General features: G+C 70.9%; 14 protein-coding genes. 10 read left to right on the top strand and 4 right to left on the bottom strand.

What is annotated here, in order from left to right:
• Nucleotides 1-8 precede the first annotated feature (8 nt).
• From OHB00_RS07860 to OHB00_RS07840, 5 genes are all read left to right on the top strand, one after another.
• Complete coding sequence (locus OHB00_RS07860) at nt 9-989, top strand: carbohydrate ABC transporter permease (RefSeq protein ID WP_406432640.1); 981 nt, start codon at nt 9-11, stop codon at nt 987-989.
• Entirely contained in the window at nt 986-1,810 is an 825-nt protein-coding gene (locus OHB00_RS07855; RefSeq protein ID WP_406432638.1) for a carbohydrate ABC transporter permease, read from the top strand. The genes OHB00_RS07860 and OHB00_RS07855 overlap by 4 nt, the downstream gene beginning before the upstream one ends.
• An 82-nt stretch (nt 1,811-1,892) precedes the next feature.
• Entirely contained in the window at nt 1,893-3,629 is a 1,737-nt protein-coding gene (locus OHB00_RS07850; protein WP_406432636.1) for an amylo-alpha-1,6-glucosidase, read from the top strand.
• 73 nt (nt 3,630-3,702) lie between these two features.
• A complete protein-coding gene (locus OHB00_RS07845; RefSeq protein WP_406432634.1) occupies nt 3,703-5,556 on the top strand; it encodes an RICIN domain-containing protein in 1,854 nt (617 codons plus the stop codon).
• A gap of 104 nt (nt 5,557-5,660) precedes the next feature.
• Complete coding sequence (locus OHB00_RS07840) at nt 5,661-5,825, top strand: hypothetical protein (RefSeq protein ID WP_406432632.1); 165 nt, start codon at nt 5,661-5,663, stop codon at nt 5,823-5,825.
• Nucleotides 5,826-5,854: 29 nt separating this feature from the next.
• On the opposite strand, the gene OHB00_RS07835 is transcribed toward OHB00_RS07840, so the two are convergent.
• Nucleotides 5,855-6,208 (bottom strand): helix-turn-helix transcriptional regulator, encoded by a 354-nt coding sequence (locus OHB00_RS07835; protein WP_406432630.1) that lies wholly within the window; start codon nt 6,206-6,208, stop codon nt 5,855-5,857.
• Between the two features lie 62 nt (nt 6,209-6,270).
• On the opposite strand from OHB00_RS07835, the gene OHB00_RS07830 reads away from it, so the two are divergent.
• Entirely contained in the window at nt 6,271-7,053 is a 783-nt protein-coding gene (locus OHB00_RS07830) for an anti-sigma factor antagonist (protein ID WP_406432628.1), read from the top strand.
• Nucleotides 7,054-7,097: 44 nt separating this feature from the next.
• On the opposite strand, the gene OHB00_RS07825 is transcribed toward OHB00_RS07830, so the two are convergent.
• From OHB00_RS07825 to OHB00_RS07815, 3 genes are all read right to left on the bottom strand, one after another.
• Nucleotides 7,098-7,364 carry a LysR substrate-binding domain-containing protein gene (locus OHB00_RS07825; protein WP_406432626.1) on the bottom strand — a complete coding sequence of 89 codons (267 nt, stop codon included), beginning with the start codon at nt 7,362-7,364 and terminating at the stop codon, nt 7,098-7,100.
• On the bottom strand, nt 7,361-8,398 hold the full coding sequence (locus OHB00_RS07820) for a LacI family DNA-binding transcriptional regulator (RefSeq protein ID WP_406432624.1): 1,038 nt from the start codon (nt 8,396-8,398) through the stop codon (nt 7,361-7,363). The genes OHB00_RS07825 and OHB00_RS07820 overlap by 4 nt, the downstream gene beginning before the upstream one ends.
• Before the next feature lie 330 nt (nt 8,399-8,728).
• Nucleotides 8,729-9,511 (bottom strand): TIM barrel protein, encoded by a 783-nt coding sequence (locus tag OHB00_RS07815; RefSeq protein WP_406432622.1) that lies wholly within the window; start codon nt 9,509-9,511, stop codon nt 8,729-8,731.
• A 375-nt stretch (nt 9,512-9,886) separates the two neighbouring features.
• Here OHB00_RS07815 and OHB00_RS07810 point away from each other — a divergent pair, with 375 nt between their 5' ends.
• The 4 genes from OHB00_RS07810 to OHB00_RS07795 all read left to right on the top strand — a co-directional run bounded on the left by OHB00_RS07810 (nt 9,887) and on the right by OHB00_RS07795 (nt 15,686).
• Nucleotides 9,887-10,069 carry a hypothetical protein gene (locus OHB00_RS07810; protein WP_406432620.1) on the top strand — a complete coding sequence of 61 codons (183 nt, stop codon included), beginning with the start codon at nt 9,887-9,889 and terminating at the stop codon, nt 10,067-10,069.
• 173 nt (nt 10,070-10,242) lie between these two features.
• A complete protein-coding gene (locus tag OHB00_RS07805; RefSeq protein WP_406432618.1) occupies nt 10,243-11,646 on the top strand; it encodes an MFS transporter in 1,404 nt (467 codons plus the stop codon).
• A gap of 206 nt (nt 11,647-11,852) precedes the next feature.
• Entirely contained in the window at nt 11,853-12,935 is a 1,083-nt protein-coding gene (locus OHB00_RS07800; protein WP_406432616.1) for a LacI family DNA-binding transcriptional regulator, read from the top strand.
• A gap of 123 nt (nt 12,936-13,058) precedes the next feature.
• Entirely contained in the window at nt 13,059-15,686 is a 2,628-nt protein-coding gene (locus OHB00_RS07795; RefSeq protein ID WP_406432614.1) for a carbohydrate-binding protein, read from the top strand.
• The last annotated feature ends 5 nt before the right edge of the window (nt 15,687-15,691 follow it).

Raw genomic sequence — 15,691 nt, 5'->3', positions numbered from 1 at the left:
GGTCGTTGATGAACCACACGACAAAGCTCCCGGACCACAGGTCCGAACGCGCCCGGAACGGGGCGGCGCACGCCGCCGCCCCGCCCCCGGGCCCCACACGCCGCCGGTCCACCTCCACCCAGTGGGCCGCCTGGGCCTTCCTCGCCCCGGTGACTGTCTACCTCGCCCTCTTCTACGCCTATCCGCTCTACCGCAACCTCGACCTGAGCCTGCGTGACTACACCGTCCGCTCCTTCGTCCAGGGCGACGCGCCGTTCATCGGCCTGGCGAACTACCGCAAGGTCCTCGCCGACCCGGTCTTCGCCCCCGCCCTGCTCCACACCGTGGTCTTCACCGCCGTGTGCCTGGTCTTCCAGTACGCCGTCGGGCTCGCCCTCGCGGTCTTCTTCAACCAGAACTTCCGGCTGTCGGCGACCCTGCGCGCCCTGTTCCTCGTCCCCTGGCTGCTGCCGCTGATCGTCTCGGCCTCCACCTGGTCGTGGCTGCTGAACAGCGAGTCGGGCGTCGTCAACGCCGGCCTGCACGCGGTCGGCATCGCCCCGGTGAACTGGCTGACCTCCCCGTCCTGGTCGCTGGCCTCGGTGATCATCGCGAACATCTGGATCGGCGTCCCGTTCAACCTCGTCGTGCTCCACAGCGGACTGCAGTCCATCCCGGCGAGCCTGTACGAGGCCGCCGCGATCGACGGGGCGAACGCCTGGCAGCGCTTCTGGCGGATCACCTTCCCGCTGCTGCGACCCGTGTCAGCCATCACGCTGCTGCTCGGGCTGATCTACACCCTCAAGGTCTTCGACATCATCTGGATCATGACGAAGGGCGGCCCGGCGGACTCGTCCACCACCTTCGCCACCTGGTCCTACCAGCTCGGCTTCGGCAACCTCCTGCCGGCCTTCGGCCCCGGCGCGGCCGTCGGCAACCTGCTCGTGGTCGCCGCCCTGGTTTTCGGCCTGGTCTACGTCCGGGCGGAGAGAAAGCAGGCGTCGTCATGAGCCGAACCCGCAGTCGCAGTCGGGCGAAGACCACGATCGGCGTCCTGCTGACCGGGATCATGCTCTTCCCGGTCTACTGGATGGTCAACGTCTCCCTCACCCGCGACCAGGACATGCGCAAGAGCCCGCCGGACCTGCTGCCGCTCCACGGCACCCTGGCCGGCTACCGCACCGTCCTCGACGAGCAGTTGCCCTACCTCGGCACCAGCCTGGTCATCGGACTGGGCACCGTCGCTCTGACCGTGGCCCTGTCCGCCCCCGCCGGTTACGCCCTGGCCAAGCTGCGCCCACGCGGCGGCGGCATCCTCAACTTCGTCCTGCTGGCCGCCCAGATGATCCCCGGCATCATCATGGCGATGGGCTTCTACGCCATCTACCTCCAGCTCGGACTGCTCCAGTCCGTGCCCGGGCTGATCGTCGCGGACTCCACCCTGGCCGTCCCGTTCGGCGTCCTGATCTTCACCGCGTTCATGTCCGGTATCCCCGGCGAACTGCTCCAAGCCGCCACCACCGACGGCGCCGGGCCGCTGCGCACCTTCTGGTCCATCGTCCTGCCGATCAGCCGCAACGCCGTCGTCACGGTGTCCCTGTTCGCGTTCCTGTGGTCCTGGTCCGACTTCGTCTTCGCCAGCACCCTCGTCAACGGCGGCGCCCACGAACCGATCACCCTCGGCATCTACCACTACATCGGCAACAACAACCAGCAGTGGAACGCCATCATGGCCACCGCCGTCGTCGCCTCCCTGCCGGCCGCCGTCATCCTCGTCCTCGCCCAGCGCTACGTCGCCGCCGGCGTGACGGCGGGTGCCGTCAAGGACTGAGTCCCCCCAGCTCCGGTACGACGGCTGACCCGACGGTGCGTCGGCCGGCCGTCACCCCTGCTCCAGAATCGAGTCACGCCACATGACCGCCGCCCGATCCGGCCCGGCCTTCTCCGTCCACGACATCCCGTTCAGCACCTACGGATCCTGGTTCGACATCTCGCCCGTGATCGCGGAGCAGACCTACGCCGAGGACCTCCACCTCGTCTCGCACCAGAACGGCATGCACGGCGTCCTGCGCCTGGTCCCCCTGCACCCGACGACGGGCGACCGCGCCGAGACCCGTGTGGAGGCGACTCCGGGCCGGCTGAGCTGGATCGGTGAGAGCGGCCGCGTCGACCTCGCCTACGAGTCGCCGGACACGGTACGGCTGCGGGGGAGCGGTCTGGGCTTCGGTGCCTTCGCCGCCACGCAGGCCCTGACCCCGTTCAGCGGGACGTACTTCTTCCACGACCCGGCGGCGGGCGCGCACGTGTTCACGTCGTACGAGACCGGGCGCCGCTACCGCGTCACCGTGCTGTCCGGCACCCTCGCCGAGGCGGTCGGCGCCCAGGCCCTGGGCAGCGTCGACCGCGGTGTCGTCGTGACCGCGGACACGGACGCGGTCTGGGAGGTCGCGGTCGAGGAACTCGACACGGCCCGCCCGCCGTACACGTCCTCGGCGGCCTTCGACGACATCGTGGGGTCCGCGCGGGGCCGATTCGCGGACTTCGTGGACGCGGTGGCCCCCTGGCGCTCGTCCGCCACCCCGGCGGCCGAACTCGCCGCCTACGTCGTCTGGTCGGCGACCGTACGGCCGACCGGCCTGGTCACCCGGCCCGGCGTGCTGATGTCCAAGCACTGGATGGACAAGATCTGGAGCTGGGACCACTGCTTCAACGCCCTTGCCCTGGCGCCGGGTGCTCCGCAACTGGCCCTCGACCAGTTCCACCTCCCCTTCGACCACCAGGACGACGCCGGCGCCCTGCCCGACTCGGTCACGCACTCCGAGGTCCTGCGCAACTTCGTCAAGCCGCCCATCCACGGCTGGGCCTTCGGCCACCTGCGCCGCCGACTGCCGGCACCGCCCAGCCGGGCCGAACTCGCCGAGGCGTACGAACGGTTGGCGCGCTGGACCGACTTCTGGCTCACCGCGCGCCGTGCCCCGGGCGCCGAACTGCCCTACTACCAGCACGGCAACGACAGCGGCTGGGACAACGCCACCGTGTTCGACCCCGAGCGGGTGGCCGTCACCGCCGACCTGGCCGCCTTCCTCGTCCTCCAGATGCATGAACTCGCGGCACTGGCAAGGGAGTTGGGCAGGCCGGACGAGGCGATCCGGTGGACGCGCGGAGCCGCGGAGACACAGACGGCACTGTTCGACCAGCTCTGGACCGGTGACCGGTTCGTCGCCCGAGGCGTCGCCGGCGGCGACACCTGGAGCAGCGCCGGCCTCCTCGACCTGATGCCCGTGGTCCTGGGCGAGCACCTGCCCGACGAGGTCGGCAGCGCGCTGGCCGACCACATCAAGGCCCACCTGACGCCGTACGGGCTGGCCACCGAACTGACCACCTCGCCGCACTACCTCGCCGACGGCTACTGGCGCGGTCCCATCTGGGCCCCCGCCACGGTGCTCGTCGAGGACGGTCTGCGCCGCGCCGGTCACCAACGGCTGGCCGACGACATCAGCGCCCGCTTCCGGGCCCTGTGCGAGACCCACGGCTTCGCCGAGAACTTCGACGCCGTCACCGGCACGGGCCTGCGCGACCGCGCCTACACGTGGACCGCCAGCAGCTACCTCCTGCTCGCGGAGGCGTACGCACACCGAGACGGTCACTGACCGGCCGCCTCCCACCCAGCCCCGGGGCCGGACGGGCCCCGGTCCCCTCCCTCCTTCCCCCAGGAGCCGCACAGTGAAGCCGTTCACAGCACTCCCCGGACCCACAGCCCGCACCAGACGCCGGGCAGTCCTGTCCGGCGCCGTCCTCATGGCCGCCCTGGCCTCGACCCTGGCGCCCTCCGCTCCCGCACAGGCCGCCGACACCAGCGTCACCGTCGACTTCGCCACCGCCGGCGGCGCCCCCACCTATCACGCCTCCGGCATGATCTACGGCATGACGCCGGACGGCTCGCTCCCGCAGGACCACTTCTTCAAGGACATCAAGTGGCACTTCATGCGGGCCGGCGGCGCACAGCTCAACAGCGGCGGCTACGCCACCAGCCTCGCCGACTACCAGACCCGCTGGAACTCGACGCTGGGGCAGTACAAGCGGACCGTCGCCCTCGGCGGCACCTTCGTGCTGCTTCCCCATGACCTGTGGGGCGCCGACGGCACCACGAGCCAGGGCTGGCCGGGCGACAACGGTGACTGGACACAGTTCGACAACTTCGTCACCCAGCTCATAGGCGACGTCAAGGCCAACAACATGACCGTCGAGTGGGACCTGTGGAACGAGCCCGACGGCGCGGGCTTCTGGGGCGCGTCGCAGGCGCAGTACCTGCAGATGTGGTCGCGGTTCTACGCCCGGGTGCGGGCGGCGTTCCCCAGCCAGCTGATCGTCGGCCCCAGCATCGCCGGCCAGCCGAACTCGTCCAACACCTGGTGGACCACCTACCTGAACTACGTCAAGGCCAACAACGTCGCCCCGGACATCTACAGCTGGCACGACGAGCCGGGCGACCCGGCCACCGACGTAGGCCGTGCCGACGCCACGCTCTCCGCGGCCGGTCTGACCAACACCCGCGCTTACCAGATCAACGAGTACGCCACCCTGTCCATGCAGTCCCCGGGCGGTGGCGCCTGGTTCATCGGCCGCCTTGAGCGGGCCGGCGCCGACGGTCTGCGCGGCAACTGGGCCTCCGGCACGGCTCTGCACGACGACGAAGCCAACCTGCTCACCAAGAACAGCGCGGGACAGTACCTGCCGCTGGGCGAGTGGTTCATGTACCGCTACTACGGCTCGCAGACCGGCAACATCGTCAACCTGATCCCGGGCACCAACACCGACGGCCTCGCCACCAAGGACAACACGGCCAGGAACGCCAGGATCCTGCTCGGCAGCAACGGCAACACCGGTACGGTCACCGTCAACCTCACCGGCCTGAACACCACGTCGGTGGTGGAGAACAGCAAGGTCCGCGCGGTCGTCCAGCGTGTCCCGTACAACAACGGCGGCGCCGTGGCCGGACCGGAGACGATCTCCGACACCACCCTGAACGTCAGCAACAACGCGGCCTCGGTGAGCATCCCCTGGAGCAGCGCCAAGGACGGCTACACCGTCACCCTGCTGCCGCCGTCCGACACCACCGTCTCCACGGTCGCCGTCAGCGAGAACAGCGGGCAGTGCCTTGACGACACCAATCTGAGCACCGCCAACAGCACCCAGTACCAGCAGTGGTACTGCGAGGGCGGCTACCAGCAGATGCTCGACCTCAAGCCGGTCAGCGGCAAGACCAACACCTACACGGTGGTCAACGAGCTGAGCGGCAAGTGCCTCGACGTCTCCGGTGCCTCCACCGCCGACGGCGCGGCCGTCATCCAGTACACCTGCAACGGAGGGACCAACCAGCAGTTCACGCTCAACCCCGTCACCGCACTGGGCAACAGCAAGGATTACCAGCTGATCGCCGTGCACAGCGGCAAGTGCGTCGACGTCAGCAACGTCTCCACCACGGCAGGCGCGCTGGTCCACCAGTGGACCTGCGACGCGGCGAGCGTGCTGAACACGAAGAAGAACCAGATCTGGCGGCTCGTCGGCAAGAGCTGACGGATCTCCTCGGACATGTGGCCGTCCGGTGTTCCGCACCGGACGGCCACGCTGTCCGAGGGGCCGGAGCAGGGGGCCAGGGCTGCATCGCGGTGGCGAGTTTCGTGGCGTGCACTGCGCAGTACGCGGGCGTCACCGTCGGCGAGGCCGCCCTGCCGCTCACCGCGTACGCGAACCGTTGCCGTGCCCGGCTCACCGAGACCGCCCGCGGGCTGGTCAGCCGCGCCATGGAGTCCGCCGCCGCCCTTGGGACGCAGCCCCACGGCTGAAACGTGGTCGGGCTACCGGGGCCGGGGCTTCAGGAAGGCGAGGGCCCTTGGCCGCCGGGCGAGCGGTGGCCGGCGCCATTGGACTCGACCTGGGCAAGCAGGGCCAGCAAGGACGCCACGGTAAGTCCGGATTCAGCCGGGTGCCGAAGTGCCTTTCCCGGTTCGATCCGGTAGAGATTGCCGCGCCCCTCACGGGTGTGGGAGAGGAAACCGCTCTGCTCCAGATCGGAGATGATCTTCTGGACTGCTCGCTCCGTGAGCCTGCAACGAGCGGCGATGTCCCGGACGCGGGCGCTCTCGTCGTCGGCGATGGCGGCCAGGACACGGGCGTGGTTGGTGATGAACGTCCACCCCGTGTGAGGTTCCGGTGCTGCTCCAGCCATGGGTCAATCGTACGCCCCATGGTTCGCGTTCAAGAACACACGAATTTGATTTCCTGTTTTTCTTGACGTATATCGATGTCGGGGTGAACCTGGAGGTGGACAGCGCGAGCGCCACGGGGAGTGAGACCATGGCGGAACCAGTACAGCCCTGCGCCGGGCGGACACCCGACCGAGCCCGTGCGTGCGTGCTGCCGGATCTCACCATCCGCAGCCGCGACGAGGGAGAGCGCACCGTCGTCACGGTGTGCGGTGATCTCGACCTCACGAGTGACCCGCAGCTCCGGCGTGCCTTGCGGGCGGCGCTCCTGCGCTCGCCGCACGGCATCGAACTGGACCTGCGCGGGGTCGGATTCTGTGACTGCTCCGGGCTCAACGTCCTTCTGAACGCGAGGCGGCAGGCCCTCAAGGAGTCCAAGGACGTCACGCTCCGGCACGTCAGCCCGGCCGTGGAGCGGATACTGGAGATCACGGGCGCCCTGCCTCTGTTCACGCGGGACACCGTGCCCGGCGCACGCGAGGATGCCGAGGACGCTCGGCCCACCACGGGCGATCCCGGAGCCGACCTGCGCGCCGAGGTCGTACAACTACGGCGGGCGCTGCAGACCCGGGACACCATCGACCTGGCCCGCGGCATCCTGATGGCCGCCTTCGTCCTCACCCCCGAGGAAGCGTGGAGTGTCCTGGTGGCCACCTCCCAGAACACCAACACCAAGCTGTACCGGACCGCCGATCAACTGGTGGACTCCATCAGAGGCGGCCCGCTGCCCTCATCCACTCAGAAGCAGTTGTCCGCCGCGGTCGCCCGGGTCGCCGACGCGCGCGTGACAGCAGTGGCTCTCGACTGAGCCGAGCGGCGGCAGCGGGGTCACTCGGAGGCCGGCGGCGGTGGCTACCACGTCTCGGCGGCCCTCCGCAGGGTCTCGGGCACCCGGAGGACGGCCGGGTTGGCCTCGGCGCCGGGCCGCTGGACGAGGAACAGGGTGTGCAGCGGGGATTCGTCCGGCTCGTGCAGGAGGGTGAGGCGGCCGGTGTCGATGTACTCCTGGCACGGCGAGCGGGGGAGCACGCTCACGCCCGCGCCGGCGTGGAACGCCGGCACGGCTGGGGCGCGCACCGCGCGCGACAGCGACCAGGCGTTCACCGGCTGACGGCTCATCTCACGCCGTTCGGCGGGGCGGTCGTGCCCCGGACGACGAGGTGGGGGGCGATGACGGCTTCCCCGGCGGGGACCTCGTCACCCTCCAGGCGCGCGACGGCCCGGCCGACGGCGAGGGCGGCGAGGCGTGGGATGTCCTGTCCGACGGTGGTCAGGTCGATGTGGGCCAGGCGGGCCAGGTGGCTGTCGTCGAAGCCGACGACGGAGATGTCCGCCGGTACGGCGATGCCGCTGCGGAGGAAGGCGTCGAGGACGCCGGTCGCGCAGTGGTCGTTGAAGGCCAGGACGGCGGTGGGGCGCGGTGCGGCGGCTGCCACGGAGCGGGCGGCGGTGGCGCCGTCCTCCTCGGTGGGGCCGCCGGGGACGACGCGGATGCGGGCGCCCAGGCCGTGCCCGTTCATGGCGGTGCGGTAGCCGCGGCGCCGGTCGGCCGCGCCCGGTGCCCGGCCGCCGTCGATGTGGGCGATGTCGCGGTGGCCGAGCGCGACGAGGTGGTCCACGGCCTGGCGGGCGCCCTTGGCGTCGGCGGTCCGTACGACCTCCAGACCCGGAAGGGCCGGGCGCAGCCGGCGGGCCACGGAGACGACGGGCAGCTGCCCGGCGAGTTCCGCCAGCCGTGCGTCCGGGGCCTGCGGGCCGAGCAGGATCAGTGCCTCGCAGCGGTCGGCGAGCAGTGACTCGACCGCCCGCTGTTCGCCGCGTCCGGCGGTCACGGCGCTCAACGCGATCTGGTAACCGGCCGGTTCGGCCGCCGCGTAGATGCCCTCCACCAGGTCCGCGTGGAAGGGATGCTGGAGGCTGAACTGCACGCCGAGCAGCCGTGAACGGTGGCTGCGCAGCAGCCGTGCCCGGATGTCCGGGCGGTAACCGATCTCTCGCGCGGCCGCCTGGACGCGCTCGCGGCTGGCCGCGCTGGCGCCCTTCGCGTCCCGCATCACGATGGAGACCAGTGCCGTGGACACTCCTGCCCGTGCCGCCACGTCGGCGAGCGTCGGCCGCTTTCCGCCGGGGGCCGCCGGGGGGTTCGTCGGCACTCTGTCCTCCCTGGTCCCGGGGTCGCGTCCCGGGCGACGATCGTAGAACGTTCCGGCCTCGTGCCGTGCCGGGGAAGGGCCCCGCGACCGAAGCGCGCGCCGCAACCCGCCGTCGCCCGTGCCTGACGGACCTCCGTCACCACAGACACAGCTCGCGACCCCCGCCGCCCCCGGCCCCTGCTGCGCCAAGACGGAGACGGAGACGGAGACGGAGACGGGGCGGGGGCGGGGGCGGGCAAGCCATGGCAGGTGCTGCGTGATCTGCCTGGTGGCTCTGGCGGCGGCGATCGCCGTGGTGGGTGGAGACGACGCGGACGGACGGCCCGCGCTTCAGAGGGCGAAGGCGGCGCGGAAGCGCTCCAGCGCGGCCTCGCTGTCACCGGAGGCCCACGCCTCCATGGCGACGGTGCCCTCGTAGCCGATGTCGGCCAGCGTCCGGGCGACGGCCGGATAGTTGATCTCTCCCGTGCCCGGCTCGCACCGGCCGGGGACGTCCGCGACCTGGATCTCGCCGATGAGTCCCGCCCCGTGGGCCCGGCGGACCAGCTCGATCAGGTTCCCCTCGCCGATCTGGGCGTGGTAGAGGTCCAGGTTCATACGCAGCCCCGGCCGATTCACGGCGGCGACCAGCGTCATGGTGTCGGCGGCCTTGGCGAAGGGCACGCCGGGGTGGTCGACCGCGGTGTTGAGGTTCTCCAGAGTGAAGGTGACGCCGGCGTTCTCGCCGAGCTCGGCGATCCGGGTGAGGGTGCGTTGCGCGGCCAGCCACATCGCCCCGGTGGGTTCCCCGGGCACCGGCAGCACGGGCAGCCCCTGGCCGTCCAGCCCGGTCCCGTGGAGGTTCAGCCGGGTGCAGCCCAGGTGCTCGGCGGCCTGGAGCGACTCCTCGGCCGTGCGCAGCAGTTCGGCGGCGCCGTCCTCGTCGGTGAGGCTTCCGCTGACGTATCCCGTCATGGAGACGATGTCGGCGGGCGTCCGGGCGAGGGCGTCGAGGTCGTGCTTCGTCCAGTCCCAGATCTCGACCTGGAATCCGGCCTCGTGGAGGCGCCGGGCGCGCTCCTCGATCGGCAGGTCGCAAAAGACCATCTCCGCACAGACCGCCAGTGCGTACATCGCGGCTCTCCTCTTTCGGCCACCCAGAGACTAGAACGTTCTAAATCTCCCGGAGCAGTACGCCAGCCGGCCCAGGGCCCTGTCAAGGGTCGGGCCGGCGCAGCGTCTGTAACGTTCTAGCGACCTGATGTGGGCATCCCCTCCGACCGGCCGCCGACCCAGGTCGAACGCCGGTGCGCCCGTGGGCGGAAACGTGGTCCACCCTGTGACAGCGGGGCAATTACCTTGCGGATTCGGCAATCCGGTGCGACAAGCGGGAAAGACGGCCACAATGTGGCGGTGAGGGCGGTGGCGTGCGGCGCCGACTGTCGCGTGCCGTGAAAAGAGACTCCTTTCTCCAGGCAACGGCGTACGCTCCGCGTCGAAGGGGGTGCCATGGCCGCTCATGCGAAAGCGCTCGGGATCTGGTGGCTGGCCACGATGGCTGCCCTGACCACGGCGGTCATCGCGGTCGTCCTCGTCGTCCAGGCCGACTCGGGGGAGGCGTCCCCACCGCCGGCGTCTCCCCTCACCGCCCCGCCGGCGAACCTGCCCGGCACGGCGATCCCCTCACCCTAGGACCGTCACCGGACGTCGAGCCGGGGCCTAAGCGCCGGCCGGGTCCGAATCCGGGCCGACAAGGGATATGACGTCACGTCACGCACGAGTGGGCCGCCCGGCCGCAGGGTGCGGCTTATGTCGCTTATTGTGGCTTTTGGTGGTGTGACCCGGTGGATGGGACGGAGGGGGCCGTGGCGTTGGCGGAGTCGGCCGGGCGGCGGTCCTGGGCACCGCTGCCGGCGGTGTGCGCCGGGTATTTCATGGTGATCCTGGATGTGACGGCCATCAACGTCGCCGTGCCGGTGATCGGCCGGGAACTGTCGGCCTCGCTCACCGGCATCCAGTGGATCACCGACGGGTACACGCTGGTCTTCGCCGGGTTCCTGCTGACCGGCGGCGCGCTCGGCGACCGGCTGGGCAACCGCCGGGTCTTCTGCGCCGGCGTGGTCGTGTTCACCCTGTCCTCGGCCGGCTGCGCGCTCGCCCCGAGCGCTCCCTTCCTCGTCGTGGCGCGGCTGGTGGAGGGGCTCGGCGCGGCTCTGATCGTGCCCGGCTCCCTGGCCCTGCTCCAGCAGGCCTACCCGACGCCGCCCGCCCGCTCGCGGGCCTTCGGGCTGTGGGGTTCGATGGCCGGCATCGCGGCCGCCGCCGGTCCGCTGCTGGGCGGGCTGCTCGTCTCCACGTTGGGCTGGCGCTGGGTGTTCCTCGTCAACCTGCCCGTCGGCGCGACCTGCCTGGTGCTGACGCTGCGGCATGTGGCCCGCTCGCCCCGGCGCGCCGACCGGCCCCTGGACTGGCCGGCGCAGTGCGCGGTGGTGCTGACGGCGGCGCTCCTGACCGCGGCGCTCAACGAGGCCGGCCGGCGGGGCTGGTCGGATCCGGCGGTGCTCGCCGGGGTGTGCCTGGCCGTGCTGGCCGCCGCGGCGTTCGCGGTGCGCGAGCGGCTGGCCCGCGCTCCCGTCCTTCCGCCGAGCCTGCTGCGCTCCCGCGCGATGAGCGGTGGAGCCCTCATCGGCCTGCTGTTCAACCTCGGCTTCTACGGCATGGTGTTCACCGCCAGCCTCGAATTCCAGCACCAGCGCGGCTTCAGCGCCCTGGGCACCGGGCTGGCGCTGTTCCCTGCGGTCGCGATGACCATGTTCGCCTCCGTCCTGTCCGGGCGCCTGACCCGCCGCACCGGCGATCGCCCGCTGGTGGTCTCCGGGATGCTCCTGGCCGCCCTGGGCCTGGCCGGCTGGGCCGTGGCGGGAGCCGACCCCGCCTACCCGCTGCTGGTGGCCCCGATGATGGCCGCGGGATTCGGTACCTCTTTCGCCCTCACGGGCTCCACCGCCACCGTGATGGGTGCCGCACCCTCGGCGTACTCGGGCGCCGCCTCCGCCCTGTTCAACACCACCCGCCAGATCGGCAGCGCCACCGGCGTCGCCCTCGGCGGCAGCCTGCTCGCCACGGCCACCGACTACACGACCGGGCTCCGCACCAGCATGGCCGTCGGCGCACTCGCCTACCTGGCCGCCGCGGGCCTCGCCTGGTGGTGCGTGCCGACGCTGCCGAAGAAGACCCAGGACGTCCTGTCAGGACCTCGCGCAGGGTGAGCGCACCGGTTCCGCCCCACTCCGAACGGCGGTCCCTGTCCAGCTTCTTGACCCGGTGAATGTTAGCGCTCACACTCTCACACGTGCACGCACGCATCACCCTGTGCACGCGTGCCCATGAGCCTCTTCGCCCCCGCAGATGCTCACGGCGTCAACGGCATCGACCTTCTCTCTCCCCCCGCCCCGCCCGCCAGGAGTCCGCCACCATGCAGCAACCCGTCCCGGCCCGCCCCGGCAGGGAAACCGTCGAGCAGGGTGCCGACCGGCACCGTCCGGTCAGCATCTTCGACGTGGCCAAGGCGGCCGGGGTCTCCCACCAGACCGTCTCCCGCGTGGTCAACGGCAGCCCGAAGGTGCGCAAGGCGACCAGGGACCGGGTGCTGGAGGTCATCGACGAGCTGGGCTACAAGCCCAACCGGCTCGCCCGGGCGCTGGCCGGTGGAGTGGTGCGCTCGGTGACCGTGCTGACCTCGGACACCACCCTGTACGGGGCGTCCTTGACACTGCGCGGCATCGAGGAGGCCGCGCGGGCCGCCGAGTTCACGGTGGCGATCAGCGTTCTGGACGAGCATGCGCCGCCGACGCCTCAGGACGTGGCGAACCGGCTGGCCAGGCCGGGCGAGCCGGTGCTCGTCATCGCCTTCGACGCGCTCGGGGAACGCGCCTGGCGCACGCTGCCCGCCGAGTTCCCGGCGGCCGCGGTCGTGGAGCGGCCGCAGGACGGGCGCCGCGGCAGCCGGCCCGAGGCATGGCTGGACGACCGGGCCGCGGCGGCCCAGGCCACCCGCTGCCTGCTCGGTCTCGGCCATCGCACCGTCCACCACATGGCGATCCCCTCCTCCACCGCCAGGGTCGGCCAGCGGGCCCAGGGCTGGCGGGATGCCCTGACGGGCGCCGGACGGCCCGTCCCCGAGCCGCTCGAAGGCGGCTGGACCCCGCGATCCGGGTATCTGGCGGCCCGCTCCCTGGTGGGCGATCCCGAGGTCACCGCGGTGCTCTGCGGCAACGACGAACTGGCGTTGGGCGTGCTGCGCGCGGCGCGGGAGGCCGGCCGGGACGTGCCGGGGGACCTGAGTGTGGCCGGCTTCGACGACGCGCCCTACGCGGGGTACACCCACCCGGCGCTCACCACCGTACGACTGGACTTCGAAGGACTCGGGCGCGGCGCCTTCGGGATGCTGCACCGGCTGCTCGACCCGGACAACGCGCCCGCGCCGCCCCTGTGGGCGGAACCCGAACTGATCGTCCGCGAGAGCACCGGCCCGGCACCCGGCCGCGCCCACCACTGACCACCGCCGAACCCGAGTGCGCCACGCCGCTCCGTCCGCGGGGGCGCGAGCGCCGGCCGCGAAATGTGAGCGGTAACACCAACGTCCTCCCGCAGTGTGGCGGGAGGGGAAAGCCAGGTACCCATGCTCTTCCAGGCCCGCACATCCGAGGCGGCCCCGTCGCCCCGCCGCCGTACGAGAACGCGCCTGACCGGAACGGTGCTGGCGGTGGCCGCGCTCGTCGGTACGGGGCTCGCCGTACCGCAGCCGGCCGCGGCGGCCACCCAGACCTTCACCGTCGACCTCGGCACGACCACCGGAGCCGTCCTGCACGGTTCGAACGGCGCGCTCTACGGGCAGAGCGACGACGGGGTGCCGGGGGACAACCTGCTGGCACCACTGAAGCTGACCACCGGTTCGCAGAAGCCCCCGGGCGGTGCCCAGCACCCCAACGGCGACATCCTCCACGTCGCCCCCTCGTTCTTCCGCAACGGCGGCGGCACGATGTACACCAACATCCAGGACGAGTACTCGGACTGGCCGTACCAGAAGCTGGGCATCGACGACTACCTCACCAAGGTCGACACCGCCGTGAACGCGGTGAAGGCGACGTCGTACGCGGCCGACGTGGTCTTCGTCCCGTTCAACGAACCGGACGGCAACTGGTACACCGGCCTGACCAGTTCGAACTCCAGCACCTACGCCTCGGCGCTCAGCAGCTTCGAGTCCGACTGGAGCACGGTCTACGCACGCATCAAGGCCGACTACCCCGACGCGCGGATAGCGGGCCCCAACACCGCGGGCTTCAACAGCAGGTTCTTCGGTGACTTCCTCACCTACACCAAGGCGCAGGGGCAGTTGCCCGACGTGTTCACCTGGCACGAGCTGGACCCGTCCTCGCTCTCCGGCTACCGTGGCCGCTACGCCGCCTACCGCGCGCTGGAGACCGCGCGCGGCATCAGCCCGATCACCATCAACATCGACGAGTACGCCAACCGGCGCGACCTGTCGGTGCCGGGGCAGATGATCCAGTGGGCCGCGATGTTCGAGGACACCAAGGTCTACGCGCAGCAGCCGTACTGGGACATCGCCGGCAACATGTCCGGCAACACCGTGCACACGAACGTCCCCAACGGCTCGTGGTGGTTCTGGCACTGGTACGCCGGGATGACGGGGCAGACCGTCAGGACGACCCCGCCGCAGGCCGGCGTCCAGGACACACTCCAGGGCATCGGCTCCCTCGACACCAGCCGCAGACAGGCCCAGGTGATCGTGGGCGGCTCCTCGGCCGACACGAACGTGGTGATCAACAACATCCCCGGCGCCACCTTCGGCAGCAAGGTCGAGGTCACGGTCCAGGCCCTGAACTGGAGCGGTTACGAAGGCGCCTCGGCCCCGCCGCAGACCATCTCCCGGACGGCATACACCCCGTCCGGCGGTTCCGTCACCGTGCCGCTGACCGGCCTCGACTCCATGTCGGCGTACCGGATCACGGTCACCCCGAACGGCGGTGGCACCGCGACCGCGCCCGGCGTCCCGTCGTACTCCTCCTACGAGGCCGAGAACGCCGCCATCACCGACGGCACCGTCGTGCAGCAGGCCACCGGCGCCAGTTACTCCACCGCCCAGCTGTACGCCACCTCCGGCACCAAGGACGTCGGCTACCTGACCAAGAGCGACAGCAAGGTCGTCTTCACGGTCAGCGTCCCCTCGGCCGGCAGCTACAACCTGCGCATCTTCTACGGCAACCAGAACGGTTCACCGTCCCAGCAGGTCCTGCGCATCGACGGGGCGAACCCGCAGTTCGTGAACTACCCGTCGACGCTGAACTGGCAGTACCGCTCCACGGTCACCGTCCCGGTCACCCTCAGCGCCGGCAGCCACACCGTCTCCCTCGCCGTCGCCGACTCCGATCTGGGCACCTCCGCCGGGCAGGTCACCCTCGACAAGATCGACCTGACCGCCGTGGCGAGCACACCCGAGACGGTGTACGAGGCCACGTTCGCCGACGTCGGCGGCAGCCCGACGTACTCCTACAGCGATGTCGGCGAGACCGGCACCGGCCGCCTCGTGATGACTTCCGGCGACAAGGCCACCTTCGACGTCTACGCGCCCACCGACGGCTACTACAACGTCAAGACCGACTACACCTCCGCGGGCGGCAGCACCACTCTGGCCCTGAACGGCACCACGGTCGCCGGCTACGCCTCCTCGGGCGGCACGGCCACCACCTCCAGCACCCGGCTGTACCTGACCGCCGGCATCAACCGGATTACCGTCGGCCCGAACAGCGGCACCACGCTCACCCTGCGCGACCTGAAGACGGACGGTTCCGGTGACACCACCGGCGTCACCACGTACGAGGCCGAGAACGCGACGTTGGCGGGGCAGGCCAAGACGCAGTCGGACACCTGGGCCTCGGGCGGCAAGAACGTCGGCTACGTCGGCAACAGCAGCTCGAACACGCTCACCTTCGCGGACGTGAGCGCGTCCGCAGCCGGCCGCTACACGGTCGTCGTCCACTACGCCCAGAACGACCGGGCGGGCTCGGACAGTTACAACACCAACGTCGAGTCCCGCACCGCCCAGCTGTCCGTCAACGGCGGCACCGCCACCACGCTGACCTTCCGCAACACCTACAGCTGGAACGACTACTGGACGCTGCCGACGACCGTCACCCTCACCGCCGGCACCAACACCCTGAAGTTCTCCAACTCCTCGTCCTGGGCCCCCGACTTCGACTACATCGAGGTCGCCCCGGTCACCGGCTGACCATC

This window comes from Streptomyces sp. NBC_00631, assembly GCF_045206895.1.
Taxonomy (GTDB): Bacteria; Actinomycetota; Actinomycetes; order Streptomycetales; family Streptomycetaceae; genus Streptomyces.
The sequence above is the reverse complement of the archived record's forward strand: the minus strand, read 5'-3'. Positions and strand labels throughout refer to the sequence as shown.

Excerpts from the sequence above, each read along its gene's own strand:
- OHB00_RS07860 (WP_406432640.1), top strand. The coding sequence starts at position 9 with ATGAACCACACGACAAAGCTCCCGGACCACAGGTCCGAACGCGCCCGG.
- OHB00_RS07835 (WP_406432630.1), bottom strand. The coding sequence starts at position 6,208 with ATGGCTGGAGCAGCACCGGAACCTCACACGGGGTGGACGTTCATCACC.
- OHB00_RS07850 (WP_406432636.1), top strand. The coding sequence starts at position 1,893 with ATGACCGCCGCCCGATCCGGCCCGGCCTTCTCCGTCCACGACATCCCG.
- OHB00_RS07795 (WP_406432614.1), top strand. The coding sequence starts at position 13,059 with ATGCTCTTCCAGGCCCGCACATCCGAGGCGGCCCCGTCGCCCCGCCGC.
- OHB00_RS07825 (WP_406432626.1), bottom strand. The coding sequence starts at position 7,364 with ATGAGCCGTCAGCCGGTGAACGCCTGGTCGCTGTCGCGCGCGGTGCGC.
- OHB00_RS07810 (WP_406432620.1), top strand. The coding sequence starts at position 9,887 with ATGGCCGCTCATGCGAAAGCGCTCGGGATCTGGTGGCTGGCCACGATG.
- OHB00_RS07800 (WP_406432616.1), top strand. The coding sequence starts at position 11,853 with ATGCAGCAACCCGTCCCGGCCCGCCCCGGCAGGGAAACCGTCGAGCAG.
- OHB00_RS07855 (WP_406432638.1), top strand. The coding sequence starts at position 986 with ATGAGCCGAACCCGCAGTCGCAGTCGGGCGAAGACCACGATCGGCGTC.
- OHB00_RS07815 (WP_406432622.1), bottom strand. The coding sequence starts at position 9,511 with ATGTACGCACTGGCGGTCTGTGCGGAGATGGTCTTTTGCGACCTGCCG.